General features: G+C 61.4%; 18 protein-coding genes. 5 read left to right on the top strand and 13 right to left on the bottom strand.

What is annotated here, in order from left to right; all coding sequences use genetic code 11:
* Position 1: 1 nt before the first annotated feature.
* The 3 genes from imuA to JJN09_RS03955 form a co-directional block, all read right to left on the bottom strand.
* Positions 2-619, bottom strand: coding sequence for a translesion DNA synthesis-associated protein ImuA (imuA, locus tag JJN09_RS03965; protein ID WP_011334534.1), 618 nt, complete (start codon positions 617-619; stop codon positions 2-4).
* A complete protein-coding gene (gene lexA, locus JJN09_RS03960; RefSeq protein ID WP_096819992.1) occupies positions 619-1,236 on the bottom strand; it encodes a transcriptional repressor LexA in 618 nt (205 codons plus the stop codon). Before lexA ends, imuA begins: the two co-directional genes overlap by 1 nt.
* A 95-nt stretch (positions 1,237-1,331) precedes the next feature.
* Entirely contained in the window at positions 1,332-2,249 is a 918-nt protein-coding gene (locus tag JJN09_RS03955; protein ID WP_085745456.1) for a LysR family transcriptional regulator, read from the bottom strand.
* A gap of 103 nt (positions 2,250-2,352) precedes the next feature.
* Here JJN09_RS03955 and JJN09_RS03950 point away from each other — a divergent pair, with 103 nt between their 5' ends.
* Both JJN09_RS03950 and JJN09_RS03945 read left to right on the top strand, forming a co-directional pair.
* Complete coding sequence (locus tag JJN09_RS03950) at positions 2,353-4,107, top strand: amidohydrolase (protein ID WP_249485809.1); 1,755 nt, start codon at positions 2,353-2,355, stop codon at positions 4,105-4,107.
* A 102-nt stretch (positions 4,108-4,209) separates the two neighbouring features.
* On the top strand, positions 4,210-4,947 hold the full coding sequence (locus JJN09_RS03945) for a TorF family putative porin (RefSeq protein WP_249485808.1): 738 nt from the start codon (positions 4,210-4,212) through the stop codon (positions 4,945-4,947).
* A gap of 111 nt (positions 4,948-5,058) precedes the next feature.
* On the opposite strand, the gene JJN09_RS03940 is transcribed toward JJN09_RS03945, so the two are convergent.
* The 10 genes from JJN09_RS03940 to JJN09_RS03895 form a co-directional block, all read right to left on the bottom strand.
* The gene (locus JJN09_RS03940) at positions 5,059-5,337 is read right to left on the bottom strand and encodes a DUF971 domain-containing protein (RefSeq protein WP_249485807.1); all 279 of its coding nucleotides are present in this window, start codon (positions 5,335-5,337) and stop codon (positions 5,059-5,061) included.
* Positions 5,334-6,296, bottom strand: coding sequence for a HEAT repeat domain-containing protein (locus tag JJN09_RS03935; protein ID WP_249485806.1), 963 nt, complete (start codon positions 6,294-6,296; stop codon positions 5,334-5,336). The genes JJN09_RS03940 and JJN09_RS03935 overlap by 4 nt, the downstream gene beginning before the upstream one ends.
* A complete protein-coding gene (locus tag JJN09_RS03930) occupies positions 6,293-7,141 on the bottom strand; it encodes an ABC transporter ATP-binding protein (protein WP_249485805.1) in 849 nt (282 codons plus the stop codon). Before JJN09_RS03930 ends, JJN09_RS03935 begins: the two co-directional genes overlap by 4 nt.
* Positions 7,141-7,932 carry an ABC transporter permease gene (locus JJN09_RS03925; protein ID WP_249490753.1) on the bottom strand — a complete coding sequence of 264 codons (792 nt, stop codon included), beginning with the start codon at positions 7,930-7,932 and terminating at the stop codon, positions 7,141-7,143. The genes JJN09_RS03930 and JJN09_RS03925 overlap by 1 nt, the downstream gene beginning before the upstream one ends.
* A gap of 307 nt (positions 7,933-8,239) precedes the next feature.
* Positions 8,240-9,643 carry an ABC transporter substrate-binding protein gene (locus JJN09_RS03920; protein ID WP_249485804.1) on the bottom strand — a complete coding sequence of 468 codons (1,404 nt, stop codon included), beginning with the start codon at positions 9,641-9,643 and terminating at the stop codon, positions 8,240-8,242.
* A gap of 252 nt (positions 9,644-9,895) precedes the next feature.
* Positions 9,896-10,141: a ferredoxin family protein gene (locus JJN09_RS03915; protein ID WP_003225615.1), complete on the bottom strand. Its 246-nt coding sequence runs from the start codon at positions 10,139-10,141 to the stop codon at positions 9,896-9,898.
* Positions 10,142-10,166: 25 nt separating this feature from the next.
* Positions 10,167-11,897 carry a fumarate reductase/succinate dehydrogenase flavoprotein subunit gene (locus JJN09_RS03910; protein ID WP_249485803.1) on the bottom strand — a complete coding sequence of 577 codons (1,731 nt, stop codon included), beginning with the start codon at positions 11,895-11,897 and terminating at the stop codon, positions 10,167-10,169.
* 1 nt (position 11,898) lies between these two features.
* Positions 11,899-12,645: a GntR family transcriptional regulator gene (locus JJN09_RS03905; protein ID WP_249485802.1), complete on the bottom strand. Its 747-nt coding sequence runs from the start codon at positions 12,643-12,645 to the stop codon at positions 11,899-11,901.
* A 95-nt stretch (positions 12,646-12,740) separates the two neighbouring features.
* The gene (locus JJN09_RS03900; RefSeq protein ID WP_249485801.1) at positions 12,741-13,709 is read right to left on the bottom strand and encodes a Gfo/Idh/MocA family protein; all 969 of its coding nucleotides are present in this window, start codon (positions 13,707-13,709) and stop codon (positions 12,741-12,743) included.
* Between the two features lie 16 nt (positions 13,710-13,725).
* Positions 13,726-14,613 carry a Dyp-type peroxidase gene (locus tag JJN09_RS03895; protein WP_249485800.1) on the bottom strand — a complete coding sequence of 296 codons (888 nt, stop codon included), beginning with the start codon at positions 14,611-14,613 and terminating at the stop codon, positions 13,726-13,728.
* Positions 14,614-14,912: 299 nt separating this feature from the next.
* Here JJN09_RS03895 and recC point away from each other — a divergent pair, with 299 nt between their 5' ends.
* From recC to recD, 3 genes are read left to right on the top strand one after another with little or no spacing between them, the layout of a single operon-like run.
* Positions 14,913-18,365 carry an exodeoxyribonuclease V subunit gamma gene (recC, locus tag JJN09_RS03890; RefSeq protein WP_249485799.1) on the top strand — a complete coding sequence of 1,151 codons (3,453 nt, stop codon included), beginning with the start codon at positions 14,913-14,915 and terminating at the stop codon, positions 18,363-18,365.
* Positions 18,362-22,051 carry an exodeoxyribonuclease V subunit beta gene (gene recB, locus JJN09_RS03885; RefSeq protein ID WP_249485798.1) on the top strand — a complete coding sequence of 1,230 codons (3,690 nt, stop codon included), beginning with the start codon at positions 18,362-18,364 and terminating at the stop codon, positions 22,049-22,051. The genes recC and recB overlap by 4 nt, the downstream gene beginning before the upstream one ends.
* Positions 22,048-24,150 (top strand): exodeoxyribonuclease V subunit alpha, encoded by a 2,103-nt coding sequence (gene recD, locus JJN09_RS03880; RefSeq protein WP_249485797.1) that lies wholly within the window; start codon positions 22,048-22,050, stop codon positions 24,148-24,150. Before recB ends, recD begins: the two co-directional genes overlap by 4 nt.
* Positions 24,151-24,248: the final 98 nt, after the last annotated feature.

The raw sequence follows: 24,248 nt of genomic DNA, 5'->3' as shown, positions 1-24,248 counted from the left end.
CTCAATGCCCCACGGTGAAGGCAATCGGTGCACTGCGCGCCAGTCCGCCCCGGCATTTGAGCACGCGCAATTGCGCCGGGCGCGCATCGATGGCAATGCGCAGCGCGGCCGGTGACGGGTTGACCGCTTCGCTCAAGGGTCGCCATGCGAACGCCAGGGTCTGGCCGGTTTCCGCCGCCACCTGCAATCGTCGCAAGGCGCGGTCATCGGCCTTGTGCGGCCAGCACAGCACCGCGCCGCAACTGCCCGAGCGCAGGCATTGCTCCGCCGCCCACAACGCATCGCGTTCGCTGGCCTGGATCACCGACAACTGACGCAAATCGACCCCGGCATTGGCCCACGCCTGCGGATACGGCACGAACGGCGGCGCCACCAGCACGATGCGCTCGCCCGCCGCTGACAACCGCGCCAGCGTCGGCCACACCAGTTGCAGTTCGCCGACACCGGGGCCAGCCAGGAGGATTTCGCTCAGCGCCGCTTCCGGCCAGCCGCCACTGGGCAAGGCGGCGTCCAGCGCCGCGTGCCCGGTGGGTTGCGGGCTGGCGGCCGGTGGCGCAGGCCGGCCCTTCCAGACCTGGCCGCCATTGAACAGCGTATCCAGCGCAACGACGGCACCCATCAGCCTTGCCTCACCAGACCGCAGAACACCCCTTCGATGGCCAGGTCCTGATCGGCCCGCACGACAATCGGCTGGTACGCCGGGTTGCGCGGCAGCAGGCGAACCTCATCGCCGACCCGCTCGAAGCGTTTGATGGTGACCTCACCGTCGAGCCGCGCCACCACGATCTGGCCGTTGAGCGCCTCGGGGTTGCGGCGTACGCCGACCAGATCGCCATCGAGAATGCCGTCTTCGATCATCGAATCGCCCTGCACCCGCAGCATGTAGTCGGGCGTGCGGGAGAACAGCGCCGGATCGAGCATCAGCCGATTGTGGATGTCGGCATCGGCGCCGATGGGCGCACCGGCGGCCACCCGACCGAGTACCGGGACTTCGAGCAGTTCCGGTCGCGCCGGTTGCCCGAGCAAGCGAATGCCCCGGGCCTGATGCGGATTGACCTCGATAAACCCGGCTTCAGTGAGCGCCAGCACATGCTTGCGCGCCACGCTGCGGGAGGCAAAACCAAAAGCCTCGCTGATTTCAGCGAGGCTTGGGGGCTGACCGTGTTCGGCGATGCGTTCGCGGATAAAGGTCAGGATGGCGGTACGGCGGGGAGTCAGAGTCGTCATGGAGTACATTTGTACTCTTATGGGAATTTCCTGACAAGCACCGCCAGTCAGCTCAAATCCTGTGATCGATGGTTCCCACGCTCTGCGTGGGAACCATCTCTCTGTCAGCTCAAACCGCGTTCGGCGAGAAACCCTGCGATGTAGTCGATAAACGCGACAACCTTGGCCGTCGCCCGTCGATGGCTCGGGTACACCGCCAGAATGTGCGGGCCGAAGCTGTCCGGATCGATCTCGTAATCGGCCATGACCCGCACCAGTCGCCCGTCGGCGATGTACGGCGCGGCGCTCCACAGTGGCGTGTGCAGCAAGCCGCGTCCGGCCAGGGCGCTGGCCAGCAGCAAATCGTAATTATCACTGCGCAACAGCGGCGCCGCCGGTTGCGCCAGGCTCAGGCGCTGGCCGTCGCGTTCGGCCCACCAGAACTCGCGGCTGAGCAACGGATGTCGGTACAGCAGCCATTCATGCTGATCGAGGGTTTGCGGTGTCACCGGCAAGCCCTTGCGCGCCAGGTATTCGGGGCTGCCGCACAGTGCCAGGCGATTGCTGCCGACCACTCGGGCAATCAGCCCCGGCAAGTCGTCATGTCCCTCGCGCAACGCCAGGTCGTAACCGCTTTCCAGCAGATTGACGAACTCGTCGCACAAATCCACTTGCAGGCTGATCTGCGGGTATTGCTGCAAAAAACCGTCACACACCTGATCGAGAAACGCCCGCCCGTACGCCAGCGGTGCGGTGATTTTCAGGCTGCCACGCAAACCATGCTGCAACTGCTCGATTTCCTCGCTGGCCTCGTCCAGCCGTTGCAACACCTGGCGTGCGGTTTCCAGATACAGCCGGCCGATTTCGGTCAGCAGGATCCGTCGCGTGCTGCGCTCGAACAGCCGCGCGCCGAGTTCGGATTCCAGATGATTGACCGCTTTGGTCAGGGCCGACGGGGTCTTGCCCAGTTGCTCGGCGGCGCGGCTGAAACTGCCGAGCTGCGCGGTGACCACGAACATTTTCAGTGCACCCAGCTTGTCCATGCTTTTTCCATTCAGGCAAAAACGTTTTTCGTGAGGGAGGCGTTCTGTCGGGCGTTGACAGCCACTAATCTGGCCATCAGACGCAATAACAAGGAAATGTTCAATGAAAAGATTCATTCCGCTTTTCACCAAAAATGTCTTGATCGCCGCTGTGAGTTTTGCCTCGATGGAAGCCATGGCCGCCACCGATCTGGTGCTGCTCAATGGCAAGATTTTCACCGCCGACCGCGCTCAACCGAAGGTTCAGGCCCTGGCCGTGGAGAACGGCAAGGTGCTGAAAGTCGGCAGCGATGCGCAGATCAAGGCCTTGATCGAGCCCGGCACCCAAGTGATCGACCTCAAAGGCCAGGCGCTGATGCCCGGTCTGATCGACAGCCATTCCCACGCGATTTTCGGCGGACTGGAAATGGTCTCGGCGAACATGGAAGACGACGTGGTCGGTCTGGATGAACTGCAAAAACGCCTGCGCGGCTGGCGCGACGACGGCAAGGCCCGGCATGGCGATGTGCTGAGCGTGGCCGGCATGAGCTCGGTGTATTGGGCCAAGGCTGAAGCCCTGGGCAAGATTTTCAACCACGGCGAATGGGCCGACGTGCCAGTGGTGTTCACCGGCAGCGATCACCACACCGCATGGGCCAACGACGTGATGCTCAAGCGTGCGGGCATCGACGTCGCGCTGCTGAAAGCCCTGCCGGACGCGGAAAAAGACACCATCGGCAAACTGCCCAGCGGTGAACCGAACGGCTTTGTGGTCGATGCCGGTTGGGATCGGGTCGCCTCGAAAATGCCGGTGCCGAGCCCGGCCGACATGCTCAAGGCGGCGCAATCGGCGGTGCGCTTCAACAACAGCCTCGGCATCACCGCGTGGATGGACCCCGCCGCCAACGCCGCGCCGGGCGAACCCGTATTCGCCCTCAAACCCACCGAAAAAACCGTCGGCGTATTGCCGGCCTACAAGGCCCTGTCGGAAAGCGGCGGCATGACCGCCCACGTCGCCGCGCTGCTGGTGGCCAACCCGAAAAGCGTCCCGGCCGATCTCGACACCCTCGACAAAGTACGCCAGCAATTCCAGGGCATTCCCAACCTGACGCTGCCGGGGATCAAGATCTTCGCCGACGGCGTGATCGAATACCCGGCCCAGAGCGCGGCGATGATCGATCCCTACAGCAACTCGCACAAACAGGGCGAGTTGCTGATCGATCCGCAGCATTTCGGCGAACTGGTCAGCGCCATCGACCAGCGCGGCTGGCTGGTGCACATCCACGCCATCGGCGACCGCGCCGTGCGCGAATCACTGAACGGCATCGCCCAGGCGCGCAAGGATCGGCAGAGCGGCGTGACGCACTCGATCACGCACCTGCAAATGGTCAATCCGAAGGAGTTCGCCCGCTTCAAGCCGCTGAACGTGATTGCCTCGATGCAACTGCTGTGGGCCAGCGCCGACGACTACACCACCGACATGATCAAGCCTTACGTCAGCGCCCTCGCCTTCCGCTATCAGTACCCGGCGCATTCGCTGCTCAAGCAAGGCGCGACGATTGCCGGCGCCAGCGACTGGCCGGTGTCCTCGCCGAACCCGTGGAACGCCATGGCCCAGGCCATCACCCGCACCGGGCCGCTGGGCGTGCTCAACGCCGACGAACGCCTGGACCGCGAAACCATGTTCTACGCCTACACCGTCAACGCGGCGCGCACCATCGGCCTGGAGCAACAGATCGGCTCGCTGAGCCCCGGCAAACAGGCCGATTTCATCGTGCTTGATCGCGACGTATTCAGCGTCGATGACAAGGCGCTGCATGACACTCAAGTCCTGCAAACCTGGTTCGCCGGCCGTCAGGTCTACGCCCCTACCCTCTAATAACAATGGCCGTCCCCCCTGCCCGACCCCGCGCCAGCCGCCGGGGTCCGGCGCAGCCTTGCCCGCTTCCTGCCCATAACAATCACAACATCGGGACTTCACATGAAAGCCATGCCCCTGCTCGCCCTCACTTCCTTGAGCCTGCTACCTTTGAGCAGCCACGCGATCCCCTTGAACGATGATTTCGCGGTGCTGGTCGACCTGACGCTGGCCAGCGACTACCGCACCCGCGGCATCTCCCAAACGCAGAACGATCCGGCGGCACAGGCCGGTTTGACCCTGGCCCACAGCAGCGGTCTGTACCTCGGCGCGTGGAGTTCGAACGTCGATTTCGGCGGCGGCCTGAAAACCCGTCAGGAAGTCGATTACTACGCCGGCTGGCTGTGGCAGGCGACCGAGGCTGTGAGTCTGGATTTGGGCTACATCAAATACGCGTATCCCAAGGAGAGCCAGTTCAACCAGAGCGAGGTGTATTCGATTCTCAGCGCTTATGGCGTGAAACTCGCGGCGTATTACTCCAGTGACGCGCCGGGCATCGACAGCAAACAAAGTTCGCTCTACAGCTACATCGGTTATGAAACCGAATTACCGTTCGATTCCAGTCTGAAGCTGCGCTACGGCAACATGGACTTCAAAGACCCGCATCTGTACTCGGCATCCGGCCATAGCGAAGAGTCCTACCGGGAGTGGGAAGTCAAACTGACCCACAACCTGGCCGGTGTGGTGCTGGGCCTGAGCTACATCGACACCGACCTGTCGCAGAACCAATGCCTGAGCAACTGGGGCTTCAAGGATGTGTGCACGGCGACGGTGGTGGCCAGCGTCAGTAAGTCGTTCTGAGCCACTGAAAACCTGCCGCGGTGCAACGATTCGACTTACCGGCGATGGGGCCATGGTGACTGGCGGGCAGCCATCGCTGGCAAGCCAGCTCCCACAGGGGACGCGGTGTCCTCAAGTATTGAGCTGCGCCAGGTACTGCCACGGGTAGATCCCGCGTTGATGACCATCGCTGAACACCAGTTGCAGGCCGTAACCCTGGGGGTTGAGTTCGATCACACGCACCCGATCATCCACCAGCGGCGCCGAGCCCCGCAGGCGAAACGCCCGGCACTGCGAACACGGGCACTGGCGGCGCAGTTCGGCATGGTCGAGCAACTGCTCGCGGCCATCCGGCCAGCTCAGCCGTAACCGGTGTTCACTTTGGGAATTGCCGATCGCCAGCGGATTCATTGCAGCTGACTCAGGGCAATCCGCACGGCCTTGCGCACTTCCGGGTCGCCGTCATCCTGCGCGGCCTGCAACGCCGCCACCGCCCCGCGATCATTCAGCTCGCCCAGCGCCAGCGCCGCTTCCTTGCGCAGGTTGCTGATGCGATGACCGAGGGTGTCGATCAGGGCGTCGAGGGCCGGCACGTAACGCAAACGGCCGAGGCTGCGGGTCGCGCGCAAGCGTACTTGCCAGTAATCGTCGCCCAAGGCTTCGATCAAGGCCGGCCCCGCGTCGGAATGGCCGACTTTGCCAAGTGTGGTCGCGGCTTCTTCGCGCACTTGCCAGGCGTCGTCCTGCAAGGCCTGACGCAAGGCGGGCAGCACGTCAGCACCACTCGCCAGGCCCAAGGCGCCGGTGGCTGCGCGGCGCACTTCGGTGTCCGGATCATCACTCGCCAATCGGGCCAGGGCTGGCAGTGCGTCGAGTTGCTTGAGCCAGCCAAGCACGCCAACGGCTTCGCGGCGCACGCTGGCATCAATATCGTTCAACGCCTGAATCGCGGCAGGCGCGGCGCCGGGGAAACGCAACTCGCGCAAGGCCCGAAACGCGGCAACCCGCACGCTGGTTTCGCCATGGCCAGTCCACGGCAGAATCACCCTCCCCGCCGCTTCGGTTTTGAGCAGGCTCAGGCTCTGCGCCGCAGCAGCTTGCACCGCTGACGACGGATCGGTCAGCGCCTGGCACAGCGCTTCAACCACCGGCTCGTCTTCCCAGGCCTCCAGTAAACGCGCCGCTTCGGCACGCACTTCTTCGGCCGGGTCTTCGGCCAGTCGCTCGACCAGCCAGAGCAGACCGTCCGGCTCTTCGAGGTCTGCCAGGTCGATCAGGGCAATCCTGCGCACACCGGCGTCATCAGCGGTCAGACGCGGTTGCAGGGCGAGAATATCGTCGTTATCGGTCACAGCAAAAAATGAGGTCATAGGGCAAATCTCGGCAAGGCGTTTTCAGGAGGCAAACCGAGCGGATTGAGGCGCGGCAGCGGTCGGTCGTTGTCGTGGCGCAGCAGGTCGAGGCAGTGGCGCTTGAGGCGCGAGAACTCGTGGCTGGTGACCAGTTCGGTGGTGCGGGGGCGCGGGAAATCCAGGCGCAGGTCTTCGATGATCCGCCCTGGTCGTGCGCTCATCACCAGCAGACGGTCGGCGAGGAACAGCGCTTCGTCGATGTCATGGGTGACAAACACCACGGTGGTGCGAATCCGCGTCCAGATGTCCAGCAGCAGTTCCTGCATGTTCAGTCGGGTCAACGCATCCAGCGCGCCAAAGGGTTCATCCATCAGCAACAGCCGGGGGCGATTGACCAGCACTCGGGCGATCTCCACCCGTTGCTGCATGCCGCCGGAAAGCTGATCCGGCCAGCGCTCGGCGAAACCTTCGAGGCCGACCAGTTTGAGGATGTCATCGGCGGCGCGATGGCGCTCGGTCTTGCCGATGCCACGCATCTTCAGGCCGAAAGCGACGTTGTCGCGCACCGTGCGCCATGGGAACAGCGTGTGATGCTGGAACACCATGCCGCGCTGTGGCGACGGGCCGGACACTTCGGTGCCATCGACTTTCAACTGCCCGCCATGGGGTTGCAGATGCCCGGCCAATGCGCCGAGCAAGGTCGATTTGCCGCAACCGGACGGCCCGAGAATGCACACGAACTGGCCGGGCTCGATCTGACAATCTAGGCCCTGCACCGCTTCGAACGCCTCCCGGCCTTCGCCGAGGACGATGGATAACTGGCGGATGTCGATCCGCCCTTCCGGGGTTTGCATCACGCTCATCAGGCTTTTCCTCGTGGTCGGTGCCAGGGGGTGAACAATCCGCCCAGGCGTTTGATCAGCAGGCTGCTGCCCATGCCCAATACGCCGATCAGCAACATGCCGACCACGATGTCGGCGTAGTTCTGGATGGTGTAGGACTCCCAGGTGTAGTAACCGATGCCGAACTGGCCGGAGATCATTTCGGCAGTCACCAGGCAGAACCACGAGGTGCCCATGCCGATCGCAAGGCCGGTGATGATGCTCGGCGCGGCGCCCGGCAGGATCACTTCCAGCAGGATGGCCCGCCGCCCAGCCCCGAGGCTTTTTGCCGAGGCGATCAAGCGTGGGTCGACGCCTTCGACGCCGTGCACGGTGTTGAGCAGAATCGGGAACAGCGCGCCGGTGAAGGTGATGAAGACCATCGACAGTTCCGACGACGGGAACATCAGGATCGCCAGTGGAATCCATGCGACGGCGGGGATCGGGCGCAGGACTTCCAGCGGTGGCAGCAGCAGGTCTTCGGCCCACTTCGATCGGCCGATGGCCAGGCCCAGGGCGATGCCGATGATCAGCGCTGCAAGGTAGCCGGCGAACACTCGGCCGAGGCTGGCGGTCAGGTGCTGGAGGAGTTTGCCGGAGTCGCCGAGGCCGAGGGCGGCTTCGATGACGGCCACCGGGGTTGGGACGTTGGCGAAGGTGACGAGGCCCAGGTTCCAGTGGTGGCTGGCGGCTAGTTGCCAGAAGAGCAGGCAGAGTGACAGGGAGGTTGCTCTTGGTATCCAGCGGTTTTTTGGGATTTTCATGGAGCGGATTTCCGTGTGATGGCTGAGATCGAACCCCCTCACCCCAGCCCTCTCCCCCAAGGGGGCGAGGGGGAAAGGGAGCCGATCTTCAAGCCTTTCAAAATCTCGGTTCGGCTCGATAGCGAGCAGGTACTCATGACTTTCAAACCTGAGCTCGGCTCGATAACGAGCAGATGTTCATGATGTTCAAAACCTGAGTTCGGCTCGATATTTCAGGTCGGTGTAGCTCCAGCAAACACCTCGGTCAGTCCCCTCTCCCTCCGGGCGGTCCGACGTTTCGGGAGGGTTAGGGTGAGGGAAAGCTTTTGATCTGCTGTTAGCGTGCGGCAACGGCCTGGGTCGTGGCATCGGTGAAATCAAACACCTTCCCCCCCTGCGCCGATGCAAATTGCTGAGCCTGCCCTTTAAGCAAAAACGCACTCAACCGCCCCTTCCCATCACTGGCAAACCAAGCCTGCTCCGCCAGCAACTTGATCCCGCTGTCACTCGCCTGCGCATACACCGCCCGGATGTTCTTGCCTTCCGATTTCAGACCGGCCAGTGCGGTAAACGCCTCTTCAGCCGAAGAATAGCGACGAACCTTGTCCTCACCCCGCACCCAGATTTCCGCAACATGGCTGAAATCCGAAATGGTCTTTCCGGTCACCGCATCGACGGACTTCAACGGCGTCTGCGCGTAGTTGGCCAGTTGCGCGGTGTAATCCAGATTCGAGGCCTTGAACGCCGCGCGGATGTACTGATCGTCGATAAAGGTATTCAGGTCGAGCCCGCGATCCGCTTTCTTCAGCAGCTTCAGCGTGTCGATGGCGGTGCCCACAGCCTGGCGATACTCCGGTTTCCAGCTCAGGTCACGGGTCTGTACGCCGAGCGGGCCGTGGAACAGGTAATTGACCTCGGCATCGACACCGGTGACTTTGGCGATCAGCTCGCTGTACTTCTCGGGTTCGGCGGCCAGCAGTTGATTGGCCTCGATGCTCGCGCGCAGGTAGGCGACGACAATTTCCGGGTACTTCTTCGCGTAAGCCTGATCGACCAGCGCACCGTGGAAAGTCGGCGCGTTGGCTTGGGCGCCGTCGTAGATCTTGCGGGCGAAGCCACGGCTCGGGAACAGTTCGGCGAACGGCACGAAGTCGGCGTGGGCGTCGATCTTGCCGGCCTGCAAGGCAGAGCCTGCGACCTCCGGCGGCTGGGCGATGATGTTCACATCCTTCAGCGGATCCCAGCCCTGCTCCGCCACGGCGCGCAGCAACATGCCGTGGGCGGTGGAAGCGAACGGTACGGAAATGGTCTTGCCCTTGAGTTCGCTCAGCGACTGCACACCAGACGCACTCGGCACCACGATGCCGTTGCCGCTGCCCTTGATGCTTCCCGACAACACGCTGATGAACAGGCTGTGTTTGCCGGCGGTTTCGAACGCCACGCCGTTGAACGCGCCGGGGAAATCGGCCATGGCGCCGAAGTCGAGTTTGCCGGCGACCATCTCGTTGGTCAGTGGCGCGCCGCTGGTGAAGTTCTTCCACTGCACGTCGTACTTGGCGTCCTTGTAGGCGCCGTCGTGGGGCAGGTATTTGTCGAGCAGGCCCAGCTCGCGGATCAACAGGCCGCCAGCGGCGCAGTTGATGGTGGTGTCCTGGGTGCCGATGGCGATGCGGATGGTTTCGGCGGACGCCGACAGGGTGAACGAAGCCAGTACCAGACCGGCGATTGCTGCACGCAACATGGTTGAATCCCCTCGAATCATTTATAGGATGTTCGTCTCCGCCGCGATCAGGGCGCGGTGGGAAACGAGGGGTGTTTGGTGAATCCAGCGTCCGGGGTTTACGGATGGCTTTTGGGCTGTCTGTGCGGGCCTCATCGCTGGCAAGCCAGCTCCCACGGGTTCTATGGCGTTTGCGAATTCTTCATCCCACTACAAATCCTTGTGGGAGCTGCGGTGCGACGATTCGACTTGCCAGCGATGGCGTCCTTTCAGTCAACGCAGTAAGTAAGGAATGTCGACTTTTACCGCACCGGTCGGGCAGTCCTTTTCGCACGGCATGCAGTACCAGCATTCGTCGAACGCCATGTAGGCCTTTTGCGTGGCCGGGTTGATCGCCAGCAGGTCCATCGGGCAGACGTCGACGCACACGGTGCAGCCCTTTTCGGCGATGCATTTGTCCTCGTCCACGGTGACGGGGGCGTTGGAGCGGAAGAAGATTTCCTGGGCTTGATAGGCCATGGTTCGGACTCTCTCTAGTGATGCATCAAGCGGCGAAAGCGCCAACCCGAAGGCGGTCATAGGCCTGCATTTCCTCGGCATCGAGCGGGATGATGTAAGGCTCGACGGCTTTCTTGAAACTGGTCATGCGTCCGTCCTCGCCCTTCTTCAGGTGGCAATGGCAGAACCATTCGCGGTCGTCCCGTTGTGGGTGATCGACGCGGTAGTGGTACAGGCCCCAGCGACTTTCGGCGCGGAACAGCGAGGCGCGTGCAGCCATTTCGGCGCAGTCGCGGATCACGCTGGTTTCCATGGCGCGCATCAGTTCGTGGGCGTTGTTGGCCTTCATCTCGTGCAGATCGCGTTCGATGTCGCTGAAGCGTTGCAGGCCGATTTCCATTTTTTTGGTCACTTTCGGCGGTTGCAGATAGTCGTTAACGAAGCGCCGCAGCTTGTACTCGACCTGAGCCGGCGGCAGACCGTGTTCGCGATCCAGCGGTGCGTAGACCCGCGCCTTTTCCTTCTCGATCTGCTCGGCATTCAGCACGGAGAACTCACGTCCGGCGACAAATTCCGCGGCGTTGTGGCCAGCGAACCAGCCGTAGGTGAACGCGCCGAGCATGTAGTTGTGCGGCACGGCGGCCATATCACCGGCCGAGTACAACCCTTTCACCGACGTTTCGGCCCGCTCGTTGACCCACACGCCGGACGCCGAGTGACCGCTGCAAAAGCCGATTTCCGAGATGTGCATCTCGACCATTTGCGTGCGGTAGTCGGTGCCGCGATTGGCGTGAAACTGGCCGCGACTCGGGCGTTCGTTGCTGTGCAGGATTTCTTCAATGTTCTGGATGGTTTCCTCGGCCAGGTGATCGAGCTTGAGGAACACCGGGCCGTTGCCGCTTTCCAGCTCCTGGTGGAACTCCCACATCATCTGCCCGCTCCAGTAATCGCACTCGATGAAGCGTTCGCCCTTGTTGTTGGCGGTATAACCGCCGAGCGGGCCGGTGACGTAGGCGCAGGCCGGGCCGTTGTAGTCCTTGATCAGCGGGTTGATCTGGAAGCACTCGAGGTTGGCCAGTTCGGCCCCGGCGTGATACGCCATCGCGTAACCGTCACCAGCGTTAGTCGGGTTTTCGTAGGTGCCCATCAGGTAACCCGAGGACGGCAGGCCAAGCCGCCCGGCAGCGCCGCAGGCAAGGATCACCGCTTTGGCCTTGATCACATGGAAATCGGCGGTGCGGCAGTCAAACCCCATCACGCCGTTGACGGCGCCCTCCTCGTCGGTCAGCAAACGGGTGCAGACCAGTCGGTTGGTGATGCTCACCCGCGCCCGCTTCAACTGGCGATACAGGACTTTCTTGATGTCGTGACCTTCCGGCATCGGCAGCACGTAGGCGCCCATGTGGTGGACTTTTTTCACCGCGTAATCGCCGGTTTCGTCCTTCTCGAACTTCACGCCCCATCGGTCGAGCTGTTCGATGGTTTCGAAACTGTGTGTCGCGTAGGCGTACACCGCCGCCTGATTGACGATGCCGTCATTGGCGATGGTGATTTCCTTGGTGTACTGCTCCGGCGTCGAGTGGCCGGGGATGATCGCGTTGTTCAGGCCGTCCATGCCCATGCTGATCGCGCCGCTGCGCTTGACGTTGGCCTTGTCGACCAGCAGCACGCGCAGTTCCTTGTTCTTTTCCTTGGCCTTGATCGCGGCCATCGGGCCTGCGGTGCCGCCGCCGATCACGACGATGTCGTATTCCTGTTCAAGAGTATTGCGGGTCATGTCAGGCCCCTTTTTGCCGGTCGATCCGCAAGCGGTACTGGAACGCATCGCCACGGTAGTAAAGGTGTTCGAAGTCCAGCGGCTGGCCGTTGGCGTCGTGGGTCAGACGCTCGATGCGCATGATCGGCGAGCCGGCTTCGACGTTCAGCGCCTGGGTCAGGTCGCTATCGGCCAGCACCGCGTCGATGGCCAGATCGGCGTGGCCGAGGGCGATGCCGCAGTCGTTTTCGAGGATCAGGAAGATGTCGCGGGTGACCAGGTCGGCCTTCTCCAGCCGTTCACCGACGGCTTTGGGCAGGTAGGTGATTTCCAGCGAGATCGGCTCGCGGTTGATCAGCCGCACGCGTTTGATCTGCGCGACGATCTCGCCCTCGGCGACCTGCAAACGCTCGGCGACCAGTTTGTCGGCGGCGATGAATTTGAAGCTGCGCAGGCGGTTGATCACTTCGTAGCCACGGCCGGTCATGGACTCGGCGAGGCCTTGCAAGGTGCTGACGTTTTGAAAGGTCTTGGGTTTGGCGACGAAAGTGCCTTTGCCGTGGATCTTGAAGATCAGCCCTTCTTTCTGCAGATCGCCCAGGGCCTGGCGCACGGTGATGCGGCTGACCTTGAACAGCGTGCCAAGCTCGCTTTCGGACGGCATCTGACTGTCTTGCGGGTATTCGCCGTCGAGAATCCGGGCGCGCAGCACGTCGCGCAGTTGGGTGTGCAGCGGGACGCTGCTTAAGGAGAGAACGTTATCGGTCATCACGGGATCACTTGTTATAACGAGTTATGACGTGATCTTAGAGACGTTATGACAAGCTTGAGAAATACCGAATGAGCATAAGGTTAGATGCGCCTTCAGTGACGCTTGAGGATCTGGTCCATGACCCAATCGGTCTTCAGGGCTTCGGCGGCGACTGCCGGGTGCTGCGATTCACCGCGAATCTGCGCGTTCATGCCGAGTACGTGATGCCACTGGATGTGTTCGTGATGGGGGATTTCCAGGCTGATATCTTCTTCCGCGTGCAGCTCGACCGGATGCTCATCGAACACCGAAAAGCCGATCCGCCCTTGGCTGCCAATGATCTCGACCCGATCCTCACGGCGATCCGCGACAAAGCTCCAGCAGCCCATGCCCAACGCGCCCGATGCGAATCGCCAACTGGCGCTGACTGCATCTTCCGCCGCGTACAAACCCGCTTGACGCGCGGTGAAGCCAGCGACTTCAACGATGTCGCCGAGCAGGTACTGGAACAGGTCGAAGCCATGGCTGGCCAGATCCGCGAAATACCCGCCCCCGGCCACCGCCGGATCGGTGCGCCAGTTTGCGCTACCGTCCAGATCCTTGGGCGACGGCGCCTTGGTCAGCGTCCAGCTCAGATGCCGCACTTCGCCGATGCGGCCCTGCTCCAACCATTGCCGAACCTGCTGGAAACGCGGCAACGAACGGCGGTAATAGGAGACGAACAGGTGCAAACCGGCATCGGCAAACACCTGCTGCATTTCGCGGCTTTGCCCGGCGTTGAGCGCCATGGGTTTTTCCACGCAGCAATGCTTGCCGGCGGCGGCGACTTTCAGGCTGTAGGCGTGATGGCTGTCGGGTGGCGTGGCGATGTACACCGCGTCCACCTCGGGGTCGTTGATCAAGGCATCGACGTCGGTGTAAGTCCGGGCGATGCCGTGGCGTGACGCGTAATCGGTCACGGCATCGAGGCGTCGGCCCATCACCGCCACCAACGCCGAACCGGGCGCCTTGTAGAAAGCCGGCCCGCTCTTGCGTTCAGCGACGCTGCCGCAACCGATCATGCCCCAACGCACCATGTTCATCGCACTTCCTTGTGTCTTAGCCGATGCGCAGCGCGCGCAGGTCGAGGTGGCCGTTTTGCAGCGGCGGGCACCAGTAGTAGCCGCCGGTGATCGGCCGGCTGATGCGGTACAGACCGTCAGTGATGCCGTCTTCCAGACCGCTCATGCGGCGCAGTTGCGCTTCGAAGGCATCGAGGGAGAAACCGAACGCCAGGAACATCAGGCCGGCGCGGTCGCCTTCGATCCACGGCATCGAACGACGCACGACGAAGGCTTCCGGAGCGAAGCTTTCCTGGGCGGTGCGCTTGACGTGGGCGGACACCGGGGCGTCGTCGATCTCTTCGTTGTCGCTCAGGCGACGGCCCATGATGTTGTCCTTGTCCTCGGCGGACAACGCATGGAAACCCTTGAGGTCGTGCTGCCACTGCTGGATCGCAGCGAAGCTGCCACCGACCAGACCGTCGGCGCCTTCACTTTGCAGAGCGGCGGCGATGGCGGCTTCGTCATGCGGGTTTTCGGTGCCGTCTTCATAACCGGTGAGGTCATGACCGTCCTTGTGGCGGAAGGCTTCCTGCATCTGCACCAGACGCAACGCCGGGGCCAGTGCGGCCTCAAGCGCGGTGCTGCGGTTGAGCAGATCGCCACGGTCGACGCCGTGCAGCCAGACCCACAGGGCGTGCTGGGTCGACGGGTTTTCTACGCCGACACCGGTCAGCGCCGGGAAGCTGCGCAGGCCGTCGATGTTCACATTCAGGGCCTTGACCAGGGATTCACCGAAACCCACCACTGCCGACTTGCTGTCCACCAGGTTCAGCAGGTTGTCGATCGCCTGCGGCAGCGCTTCAACCGATTCGAGGGCGAAAAACAGGTGACGTGCTTGCGACGGAACTGGGGTGGCGAGGATGCCCGGCTGGTAGTAACTCATGTGAACTCCTTGGGAAAGAGCGCGGAGTTTAACTGTAGGCGGAGGGTTTGTGGGGGGTTGATTGGCGTCAAAAGCTTCCCCCTCACCCTAGCCCTCTCCCGGAGGGAGAGGGAACTGACCGTAGGGTCTTGCGGGAGTCTGCGACGTGACAGACCGAGTCGATTGTGGATTCAACGCAGATTCGTTCAGGTCGGCGTATCTCTCGAATATCCCCGAATCGGCCCCCTCTCCCTCCGGGCTCGCCTGCCGACAATGCTAAGGTTCAGCCCTAGCTTATGTACTTTTCCAAGGAAGCCTTCATGCCGGACACTCAGTCCCTCAACGCTGCATTCATGGTGGTTCAGAGCAACAGCCTGGACGAACTGCGCAGCCTTGTGATCAGCATAATGCGACGCTACCCGCTGGCTCCCCTGGAGAACGAAATCGCGCTCGTGCAGAGCAACGGCATTGCCCAATGGCTCAAGCTGGCATTGGCGGAGGATCCCGAAGAGGATGACCTTGGCGGGTGCGGCATTGCCGCCGCAATTGATGTGCAGTTGCCGGGCAGTTTCATGTGGCAGCTTTACCGCATGGTTCTGGGACGAGATGAGATCCCGGCAAAGTCCTTGCTCGACAAGGCACCTCTGACCTGGCGGCTGATGCGCTTGTTGCCGCAGGTCATCGACTTGCCGCATTTCGAACCGCTGCAACGATTCCTGACCCATGACTCCGACTTGCGCAAGCGCTACCAGCTGTCCGAGCGTCTGGCTGATCTATTCGATCAATATCAGGTGTACCGTGCCGACTGGCTTGAGGATTGGGCCGAGGGGCGTCATCAACTGCGAAATGTCAGGGGGGAAGTAAAACCGCTCCCCATCACCAGTTGCTGGCAGGCAGAGCTGTGGCGTGCATTGCTTGAGGATGTCGGTGAACAAGGCATGGCTCAAAGCCGTGCGGGTGTGCACCAGCGATTCATCGAGTGCATCAACAGCCTTGAAAAAGCACCGGCAGGCTTGCCGTCACGGGTCATTGTTTTTGGGATTTCCTCATTGCCCGCACAAGTACTCGAAGCATTGGCAGGGCTTGCCCGTTTCAGCCAGGTCCTGCTCTGTGTCCATAACCCTTGCCGTTATCATTGGGCCGATATCGTTGCCGACAAGGATCTGTTGCGTCATCAATACAAGCGTCAGGCTCGCAAGAGTGGCATGCCCGTGGTTCTGGACTCTGAATCACTGCATCAGCATGCCCATCCGCTGCTCGCCGCCTGGGGCAAACAAGGTCGTGACTACATCAATCTGCTCGACAGCTTTGACGACCCCGGCAGCTATCGCGCGGCATTTCGCAATGGTCGAATCGATCTGTTCAGCGAAACTGTTCCGCAAAACATGCTCAATCAACTGCAGGATGACATTCTGGAACTGCGTCCGCTCAGTGAGACGCGTGAGCTTTGGCCCGATGTCGATCTGAAGCAAGACCAGTCGATTCGGTTCCACATTGCCCATAGTGCCCAGCGTGAAGTGGAGATTCTCCACGATCAGCTTCTGGCCCGCTTCAGCGCCAATCCCGAACTTCGCCCCCGTGACGTGATAGTGATGGTGCCTGACATCGACAGCTATGCACCGCATGTCCGTGCGGTGTTTGGGCAGCTGGATCGTCATGATCCGCGGTTCATTCCTTTCACGCTGGCAGACCAAGGACAACGCGGTCGGGATCCACTACTGATTGCTGTCGAACATCTGCTCAAACTGCCAGACAGTCGCTTTCCCGTCAGCGAAGTCCTCGACTTGCTCGATGTTCCGGCGTTACGCGCACGGTTCGGTGTGGAGGAGCGGGACTTGCCGACTCTGCACCGCTGGATCGAAGGCGCCGGTGTGCGCTGGGGGATGGACGCTGACCAGCGCGCCGGACTGGGATTGCCCAATGAGCTGGAGCAGAACAGCTGGCGTTTCGGCCTGAGGCGGATGCTCCTGGGGTATGCGGTTGGCGACTCAAGTGCCTGCGCGGGTATTGAGCCCTACGATGAAGTTGGCGGTCTCGATGCCGCATTGATCGGTCCCCTGGTCGCCTTGCTGGATGCCTTGGAGTACTCGCACCAGCAATTGTTGAAGTCTGCGAAACCTAAAGAGTGGGGGAGCCGGCTGCAGGTACTGATGCAGTTGTTTTTCAAAGCTAGCAATGAGCATGACGACTACTTGCTGACTCAGCTTGAGGAGCTGCGCGAAACCTGGCTTGAGACCTGTGAGTCTGTCGGACTGGAAGACGACTTACCGCTAACCGTTGTTCGCGAGGCCTGGCTGGCCGGACTGGACCAAGGGCGTTTGTCTCAACGCTTCCTGGCCGGTGCAGTGAACTTTTGTACCCTGATGCCGATGCGGGCAATTCCATTCAAGCTGGTTTGCCTTCTGGGTATGAACGATGGCGATTATCCCCGGGCACAACCACCGCTGGATTTCGACCTCATGGGTAGCGATTACCGGCCAGGTGATCGCTCCCGTCGTGAAGATGATCGCTATCTGTTGCTCGAAGCGCTGCTGTCTGCTCGTCATCAGCTCTACATCAGTTGGGTAGGCCGCAGCATTCGTGACAACAGTGAGCGGCCACCCTCGGTGCTGATCGGTCAGTTGCGCGATCATCTCGCCAACGGTTGGCGAACGACTGATGAAGGCGTCGATATTTTGCATGCCATGACTCAGGAGCACCCGCTGCAGCCATTCAGTTCACGTTACTTCCATGAGGGTGATGAACTGTTCAGCTATGCCAGCGAATGGCAGTTGCTGCATCAACGTCATGAGCCTGTTGATGTGAGAAGAATGCTCGAACCCCATGTCCAGGAGGAGCCGCTGAGTCTCGCATTGTTGCAGGATTTCCTGCGCAATCCGGTGCGACACTTTTTCACTCAGCGCCTGAAGGTTTATTTTGAAGCGGCGCAAGTACCTCAAGCAGACGAAGAACCCTTTGTGCTGGATGCGCTGCAACGATATACCCTCAGCGACAGTTTGCTTGAAGCGGCCTTGAGACGTACGGAGAGTGTTGATCAGGCTCTGGAGGCTCAGGCTCGGCGCCTGCAAAACAGCGGGCTGCTGCCCATGGCGGGATTCGGTGAGTGCCTGCAGCGAGAGTTGATTGAACCGCTTCCTGATTTGCTGCAACGCTATCAGCAGCTACTGACGCTTTGGCCGACTCCGCTGACCAGTGCAATTCCGATCAATCTTGAATGGCAGGGATTACGGCTGGAAGGATGGCTTGGAGGTCTGCATCAACGCGCTGATGGCGGTGTGCTCTCGGTGACGACGATCCCCAACAGCATCGGCTCGATCAAGAGCCGAAAATGGCACCGTCTGACCAAGCCATGGGTCAATCATCTGGTCGCTTGTGCGAGTGGGCTTTCTCTGACTACGGCGCTGGTCGCCAGTGACGACACGCTTTTGCTTGAGCCGATGAAGCAGGATCGGGCCTGGAGAATACTCGAAGACCTGCTGCTCGCCTGGCAGTCAGGAATGCGTCAACCGCTCCCGGTTGCGGTGAAAACCGCTTTTGCATGGCTGGGTCAGAATGACCCGCTGAAGGCCGTAGCCGCTGCCCGCAAAGCCTATGAGGGGGATGGCCAGAGTAGCGAAGGCGAGCGACGCGAAAGCCCCGCATTGGCGCGACAATTCCCGAATTTCGATGCGTTGTTGGCCGAGGAGACCTTCCCCGATTGGTGCAATGCTTTATACCGCCCAGTGCTTGAAGCCCCTTGGCAATCCTTGGCCAGCGCGGGAGTACGTTCATGAGTGCAAAGCAGCCACTTGCCCTGGCGTTTCCGTTAAAGGGTAGTCAACTGATCGAGGCCAGCGCGGGTACTGGCAAGACATTTACGATCTCCGCGTTGTATCTGCGCCTGATCCTTGGTCATGGTGGTGACGCGAGTGGCTTCGGTCGCGAGCTGTTGCCTCCGCAGATTCTTGTGGTGACCTTCACCGATGCGGCGACCAAGGAGTTGCGCGAACGTATTCGCACACGCCTGGCCGAGGCTGCACGCTTCTTCCGTGACGAGACGCCGCCTGCTGATACGTTGATCGATGAGCTGCGCGCGCAGTTCGACCCTCAGCAATGGCCTGGATGCGCCAACCGCCTGGATATCGCCGCGCAATGGATGGACGAGGCTGCGGTCTCGACGATCCACAGTTGGTGTCAGCGAATGCTGCGCGAACACGCATTCGACAGCGGTAGTCTGTTTACCCAGACCCTGGAAACCGATCACAGCGATCTGCTGGGCGAAGTGCTCCGCGATTACTGGCGCCTGTTCTGCTATCCGATGCAGGGGGATGCCCTGAATTGGGTTCGCAGTCATTGGGGAGGACCGGCCGCCCTGTTGCCTCGCGTACGTGCTCTCTTCGGTACTGAATGTAATGGAGCGGAAGGCAGATCTCCTGCCGAACTCATCGAAGAATGCCTGCAAGAGCGCCGTGCGGCATTGGTTGAGTTGAAAAAGCCCTGGCAGCAGTGGGCAGATGAGTTGCTCGCCATTTGTCATCAGGGCGTCGCCAGCAAGACAGTCGACGGGCGCAAGATGCAGGCCCGCTACTTCGAGCCATGGTTCGAAAAGCTCAAGACCTGGGCCGAAGAAGAGTCTGAGGAACAACTGGACATCGGTACCGGATTTACCCGGCTCACGCCTGACGGCATGGCCGAAGCCTGGAAAGGCGAGCCACCGAGCCATCCGGGACTGGACGCCATGCAGGCACTCAAATCGAGCCTCGACGGGCTGCCAACCCCCGATGCCGCGGTGCTGCAGCACGCCGCCAAATGGGTGGGCGAGCGCTTTGAAGAAGAGAAGCGTCGACGCGCCGAGATGGGTTTCGACGACATGCTGTTGCGCCTCGACGCAGCCTTGCAGTCCGAAGGTGGAGAGCGCCTCGCCACGCTTATCCGCGAGCAGTTTCCGGTCGCCCTGATCGACGAATTCCAGGACACGGATCCGGTGCAATACCGGATCTTCGAGAACATCTATCGCATCGAGGAAAACAATCCCGAGACCGGACTGTTTCTGATCGGTGATCCGAAACAGGCGATCTATGCCTTCCGTGGCGCGGACATCTACACCTACCTGCGCGCGCGAAAAGCCACCACCGGGCGACTGCATACGCTGGGTACGAACTTCCGCTCCAGTCACGGAATGGTCCGTGCGGTGAACCAGGTGTTCGAGCGCGCCGAGTCCCGGGAACTGGGGCGCGGTGCGTTTCTGTTTCGAGAGAAAAACGGTGACAACCCGGTGCCGTTTCAGCCTGTGGACTCTCAGGGGCGCAAAGAGCATTTGCAGATTTCCGGGCAAGACGTGCCGGCGCTGAACATTTGGCAGTTATCCACCGAGCAGCCAGTCTCCGGTGTGGTCTATCGCCAGCAGTTGGCTGGGGCCTGCGCCAGTGAAATCACCGCCCTGCTCAATGGCGGACAAGCCGGCAGCGCTGGTTTCGCGCAGGACGGCAAGGATTTTCGCGGTCTACAGCCGGCGGACATCGCGATTCTGGTTCGCGATGGCAAAGAGGCTCAAGCGATACGCGGTGAGCTTGCCGCCCGAGGGGTGCGTAGCGTCTATCTGTCGGACAAGGATTCTGTTTTCGCGGCTCAGGAAGCCCATGATCTGTTGGCCTGGCTCAAGGCCTGTGCCGAACCGGATGTCGAGCGCTCGCTGAAAGCAGCCCTGGCCTGCACCACGTTGAATCTGCCGTTGACTGAGCTGGAACGCCTGAATCAGGACGAGCTGGTCTGGGAAGCCCGAGTCATGCAGTTCCGAGCCTATCGCGAAATCTGGCGCAAACAAGGCGTGCTACCGATGTTGCGGCGCTTTCTGCATGACTTCCATCTGCCGCAAACCTTGATCGCGCGCAGTGACGGTGAGCGGGTGCTGACTAACCTGTTGCACCTGTCGGAGCTGATGCAGCAGGCGGCCTCCGAACTCGATGGCGAGCAGGCGCTGATCCGGCATTTGGCCGAGCACCTTGCGCTGTCCGGTCAAGCGGGGGAGGAGCAGATCCTGCGCCTTGAAAGCGACGAGCAACTGGTCAAGGTCGTGACGATCCACAAGTCCAAGGGGCTTGAGTATCCGTTGGTGTTTCTGCCGTTCATCTGCTCAGCCAAACCCGTGGACGGCAGTCGGCTGCCGTTGCATTACCACGACGCATCCGGCAAGGCTCAGGTCAGTCTCAAGCCTGATGCCGAGCTGATTGCCCTGGCCGACAATGAGCGGCTGGCGGAGGACCTGCGTTTGCTCTACGTCGCGCTGACCCGCGCACAACATGCCTGCTGGCTTGGCGTGACCGACCTTAAACGCGGCAATAACAGCAGCTCGGTCCTGCATCTTTCAGCACTTGGCTATCTGGTGGGTGGTGGCGCATCACTGAGTGAGTCCAGCGGTCTGACCCGCTGGCTCGACGATTTGCAGCAGCATTGCCCTGCGCTGAGCATCGTTGAAATGCCACTGGCAACCAGCGAGCGCTACCAGCCTCCACGCAACGAAGCTATCCCAAGTGCCACGTTGATCCCCAAACGCAAGGCCAGCGAGAACTGGTGGATCGCTTCCTACAGTGCCTTGCGCATCAGTGATGTGTTGAGCATGGGCAGTGAGGAGGCGCCGGACAGTCCGCAAGCGCAGAAACTGTTCGACGACGAGCGCCTTGAGCCCGATGCCCCTCGCGAGATCATTCCGGGAGGCGCCGAGATTCATCGCTTCCCCCGTGGGCCGAATCCGGGAACGTTTCTCCATGGACTGCTCGAGTGGGCAGGTGATGAAGGGTTCGCGGTTTCACGCGAGGCAATGGAAGACGCGGTCGCCCGACGCTGCAATCGTCGCGGCTGGGAAGGCTGGATCACGACCCTCAGCGACTGGTTGCAGCATTTGCTCAAATCCCCAATGCCAGCAGGTACCGGTCGACCACCGATGGTGTTGGAGCAATTGAAGCAGTATCGGGTCGAGATGGAGTTCTGGTTCGCCAGCCACAAGGTCGATGTCGTCAGACTCGACGAACAGGTTCGCAAGTTCACCCACAATGGTGTTTCCCGGGTCGCCGCCGAAGCGGTGCAGCTCAACGGCATGTTCAAAGGCTTCATCGACCTGACTTTTGAACATGCCGGTCGATACTACGTGGCGGACTACAAATCCAATTGGCTGGGCGTCGATGATGCCGCCTACACCGAACAGGCCATGGAGCAGTCGATTCTGGAAAACCGCTACGACCTGCAATACGTGTTGTACCTGCTGGCACTGCATCGTCAGCTCAAAGCCCGCCTCGCCGATTACGATTACGACCAGCATGTTGGCGGTGCGCTGTATCTGTTCCTGCGCGGAACACGGGCGGACAGCGGTGGTGTGTATTTCGTTCGGCCGCCGCGAGAACTGATCGAGCGTCTGGACCGGATGTTCCAGGGCAAACCGGAACCGAAAGCCGAGCCCGTGTGGGAACAGGGAGAATTGCTATGAGCCGCACCTTCGCGGATTTTTCGCCGGTTTCGCTGGATGCCGACGGCCTCGCGCAGCTCACACCCCTGACGCGAGCCTATGACCTGTTGCAGTTACTTAACCTATGGGTTGAGCGTGGATGGCTGCGGGCTCTGGACAAGGCATTCGTGGCATTTCTTTACGAATTGGCACCTGACGTCGATCCGCTGGTATTGCTTGCTGCCGCATTGACCAGTCATCAACTCGGCCACGGCCATGTGTGCCTGGATTTGTTCGAAACCCTCAAGGCCCCGGACTTCGCCCTGTCCCTGCCACCGGAGGGAGATGTGCAATCGGGTGTGTTGTTACTGCCATCGCAATTGCTGGAATCGCTTGAGGGGGCGCACTGGTGCAAGGTGTTGGCCGGCAGCTCGCTGGTGGCGCTGGCTGCCGACGACAATGAGTCTGCACGGCAATGCCCTCTGGTGCTGTCCGGTAAACGCCTGTACTTGCGGCGGTACTGGGCCTATGAGCGACGCATCGACACTGCTCTGCGTCAGCGCTTGGCGGAGCATGAACCGACGCCGGGCGACCTGTCGCAACGTCTGGACGAGTTGTTCGGATCGGCAAAGCAAACCGGTGCGATCGACTGGCAGAAACTCGCTTGCGCGTTGGCGACCCGAGGTGCCTTCAGCATCGTCACGGGCGGGCCAGGCACCGGCAAGACCACCACGGTGGTACGTCTGCTGGCGTTGCTTCAGGCCCCGGCGGTCGAGGCCGGTCAGCCTCTGCGCATTCGCCTGGCGGCCCCCACGGGTAAAGCGGCTGCGCGGTTGACCGAGTCCATCAGCCAGCAAGTGCAATCGCTGAAAGTCGCCGATGCCGTTCGGGAAAAAATCCCTTCCGAGGTCACCACAGTTCACCGCTTGCTCGGCAGCCGTCCCGGTACACGACACTTCCGTCACCATGCCGGTAACCGTTTGCCGCTGGATGTGTTGGTGGTCGATGAAGCATCCATGATCGACCTGGAAATGATGGCCAACCTGCTTGATGCGTTGCCGTCACACGCTCGTCTGGTGTTGCTGGGAGACAAGGATCAGTTGGCCTCCGTCGAGGCCGGTGCGGTGCTGGGGGATCTGTGCCGCGACGCCGAGGCGGGTTGGTACAGCCCGCAGACCCGCCAGTGGCTGGAGTCCGTGAGCGGCGAGTCCTTGCAAGACAGCGGTTTGCACGAGGACAGCGACGGTACGCACCCGTTGGCGCAGCAAGTGGTGATGCTGCGTCACTCACGGCGTTTCGGCGAGGGCAGTGGTATCGGCCAGCTTGCGCGACGGGTGAATCAGCAATTGCCGGATGAGGCTCGCCAGCTGTTGACTGCGCGAAGCCATGACGACGTGTATTCACTGGCGCTCAACGGAGAGCAGGACCACGCACTGGAGCGACTCGTTCTGGAAGGGCACGGCGATGGTCCCCACGGGTATCGGCATTACTTGAGCGTTCTGCGCAATCAGCGTCCAGCCGGCGGAGCTCCCCTTGAGCATCCAGGTTGGCTCGATTGGGCGCGTGAGGTCTTGCAGGCGTTCGATACCTTCCAGCTCCTGTGCGCGGTACGTAAAGGGCCGTGGGGTGTCGAGGGGCTGAACCAACGCATCACCGACGCGCTGCTCAAGGCGCGGATGATCGACAGCGACCAGCAATGGTATGAAGGTCGCCCGGTCCTGATGACTCGCAATGACTACGGCCTGGGGCTGATGAACGGTGATATCGGCATCGCCCTCAAATTGCCCGAGCGAGATGGGCCGAACGCCGGTGAACCGGTCCTTCGGGTGGCGTTCCCGCGTAACGACGGACGCGGCGGGGTGCGGTTCGTGTTGCCGAGCCGGCTCAATGATGTTGAAACCGTCTACGCGATGACCGTGCACAAGTCGCAAGGCTCGGAGTTTGCCCATACCGCGCTGATCCTCCCGGACGCCTTGAATCCGGTGTTGACCAAAGAGCTGATCTACACCGGCATTACCCGAGCCAAGCATTGGTTCACCTTGATCGAACCGCGAGCCGGGGTGTTTGAGGAAGCGGTGCAGCGCAAGGTCAAGCGCTTGAGCGGTCTGATGTTGGAACTGGAGGAGGGGGGGCGTGGATAAAAATGCCGGCGCTTGCTGGCGTTAACTGACCAGCCGGTCAGAGAGTGCTGTATCGCTGGCGTTCCAACGCTGTGCTATCGTTGCGGCATCATTCCGTA

It is taken from the genome of Pseudomonas sp. HS6, from assembly GCF_023375815.1.
In the GTDB taxonomy this organism is placed as follows: Bacteria; Pseudomonadota; Gammaproteobacteria; order Pseudomonadales; family Pseudomonadaceae; genus Aquipseudomonas.
The sequence above is the reverse complement of the archived record's forward strand: the minus strand, read 5'-3'. Positions and strand labels throughout refer to the sequence as shown.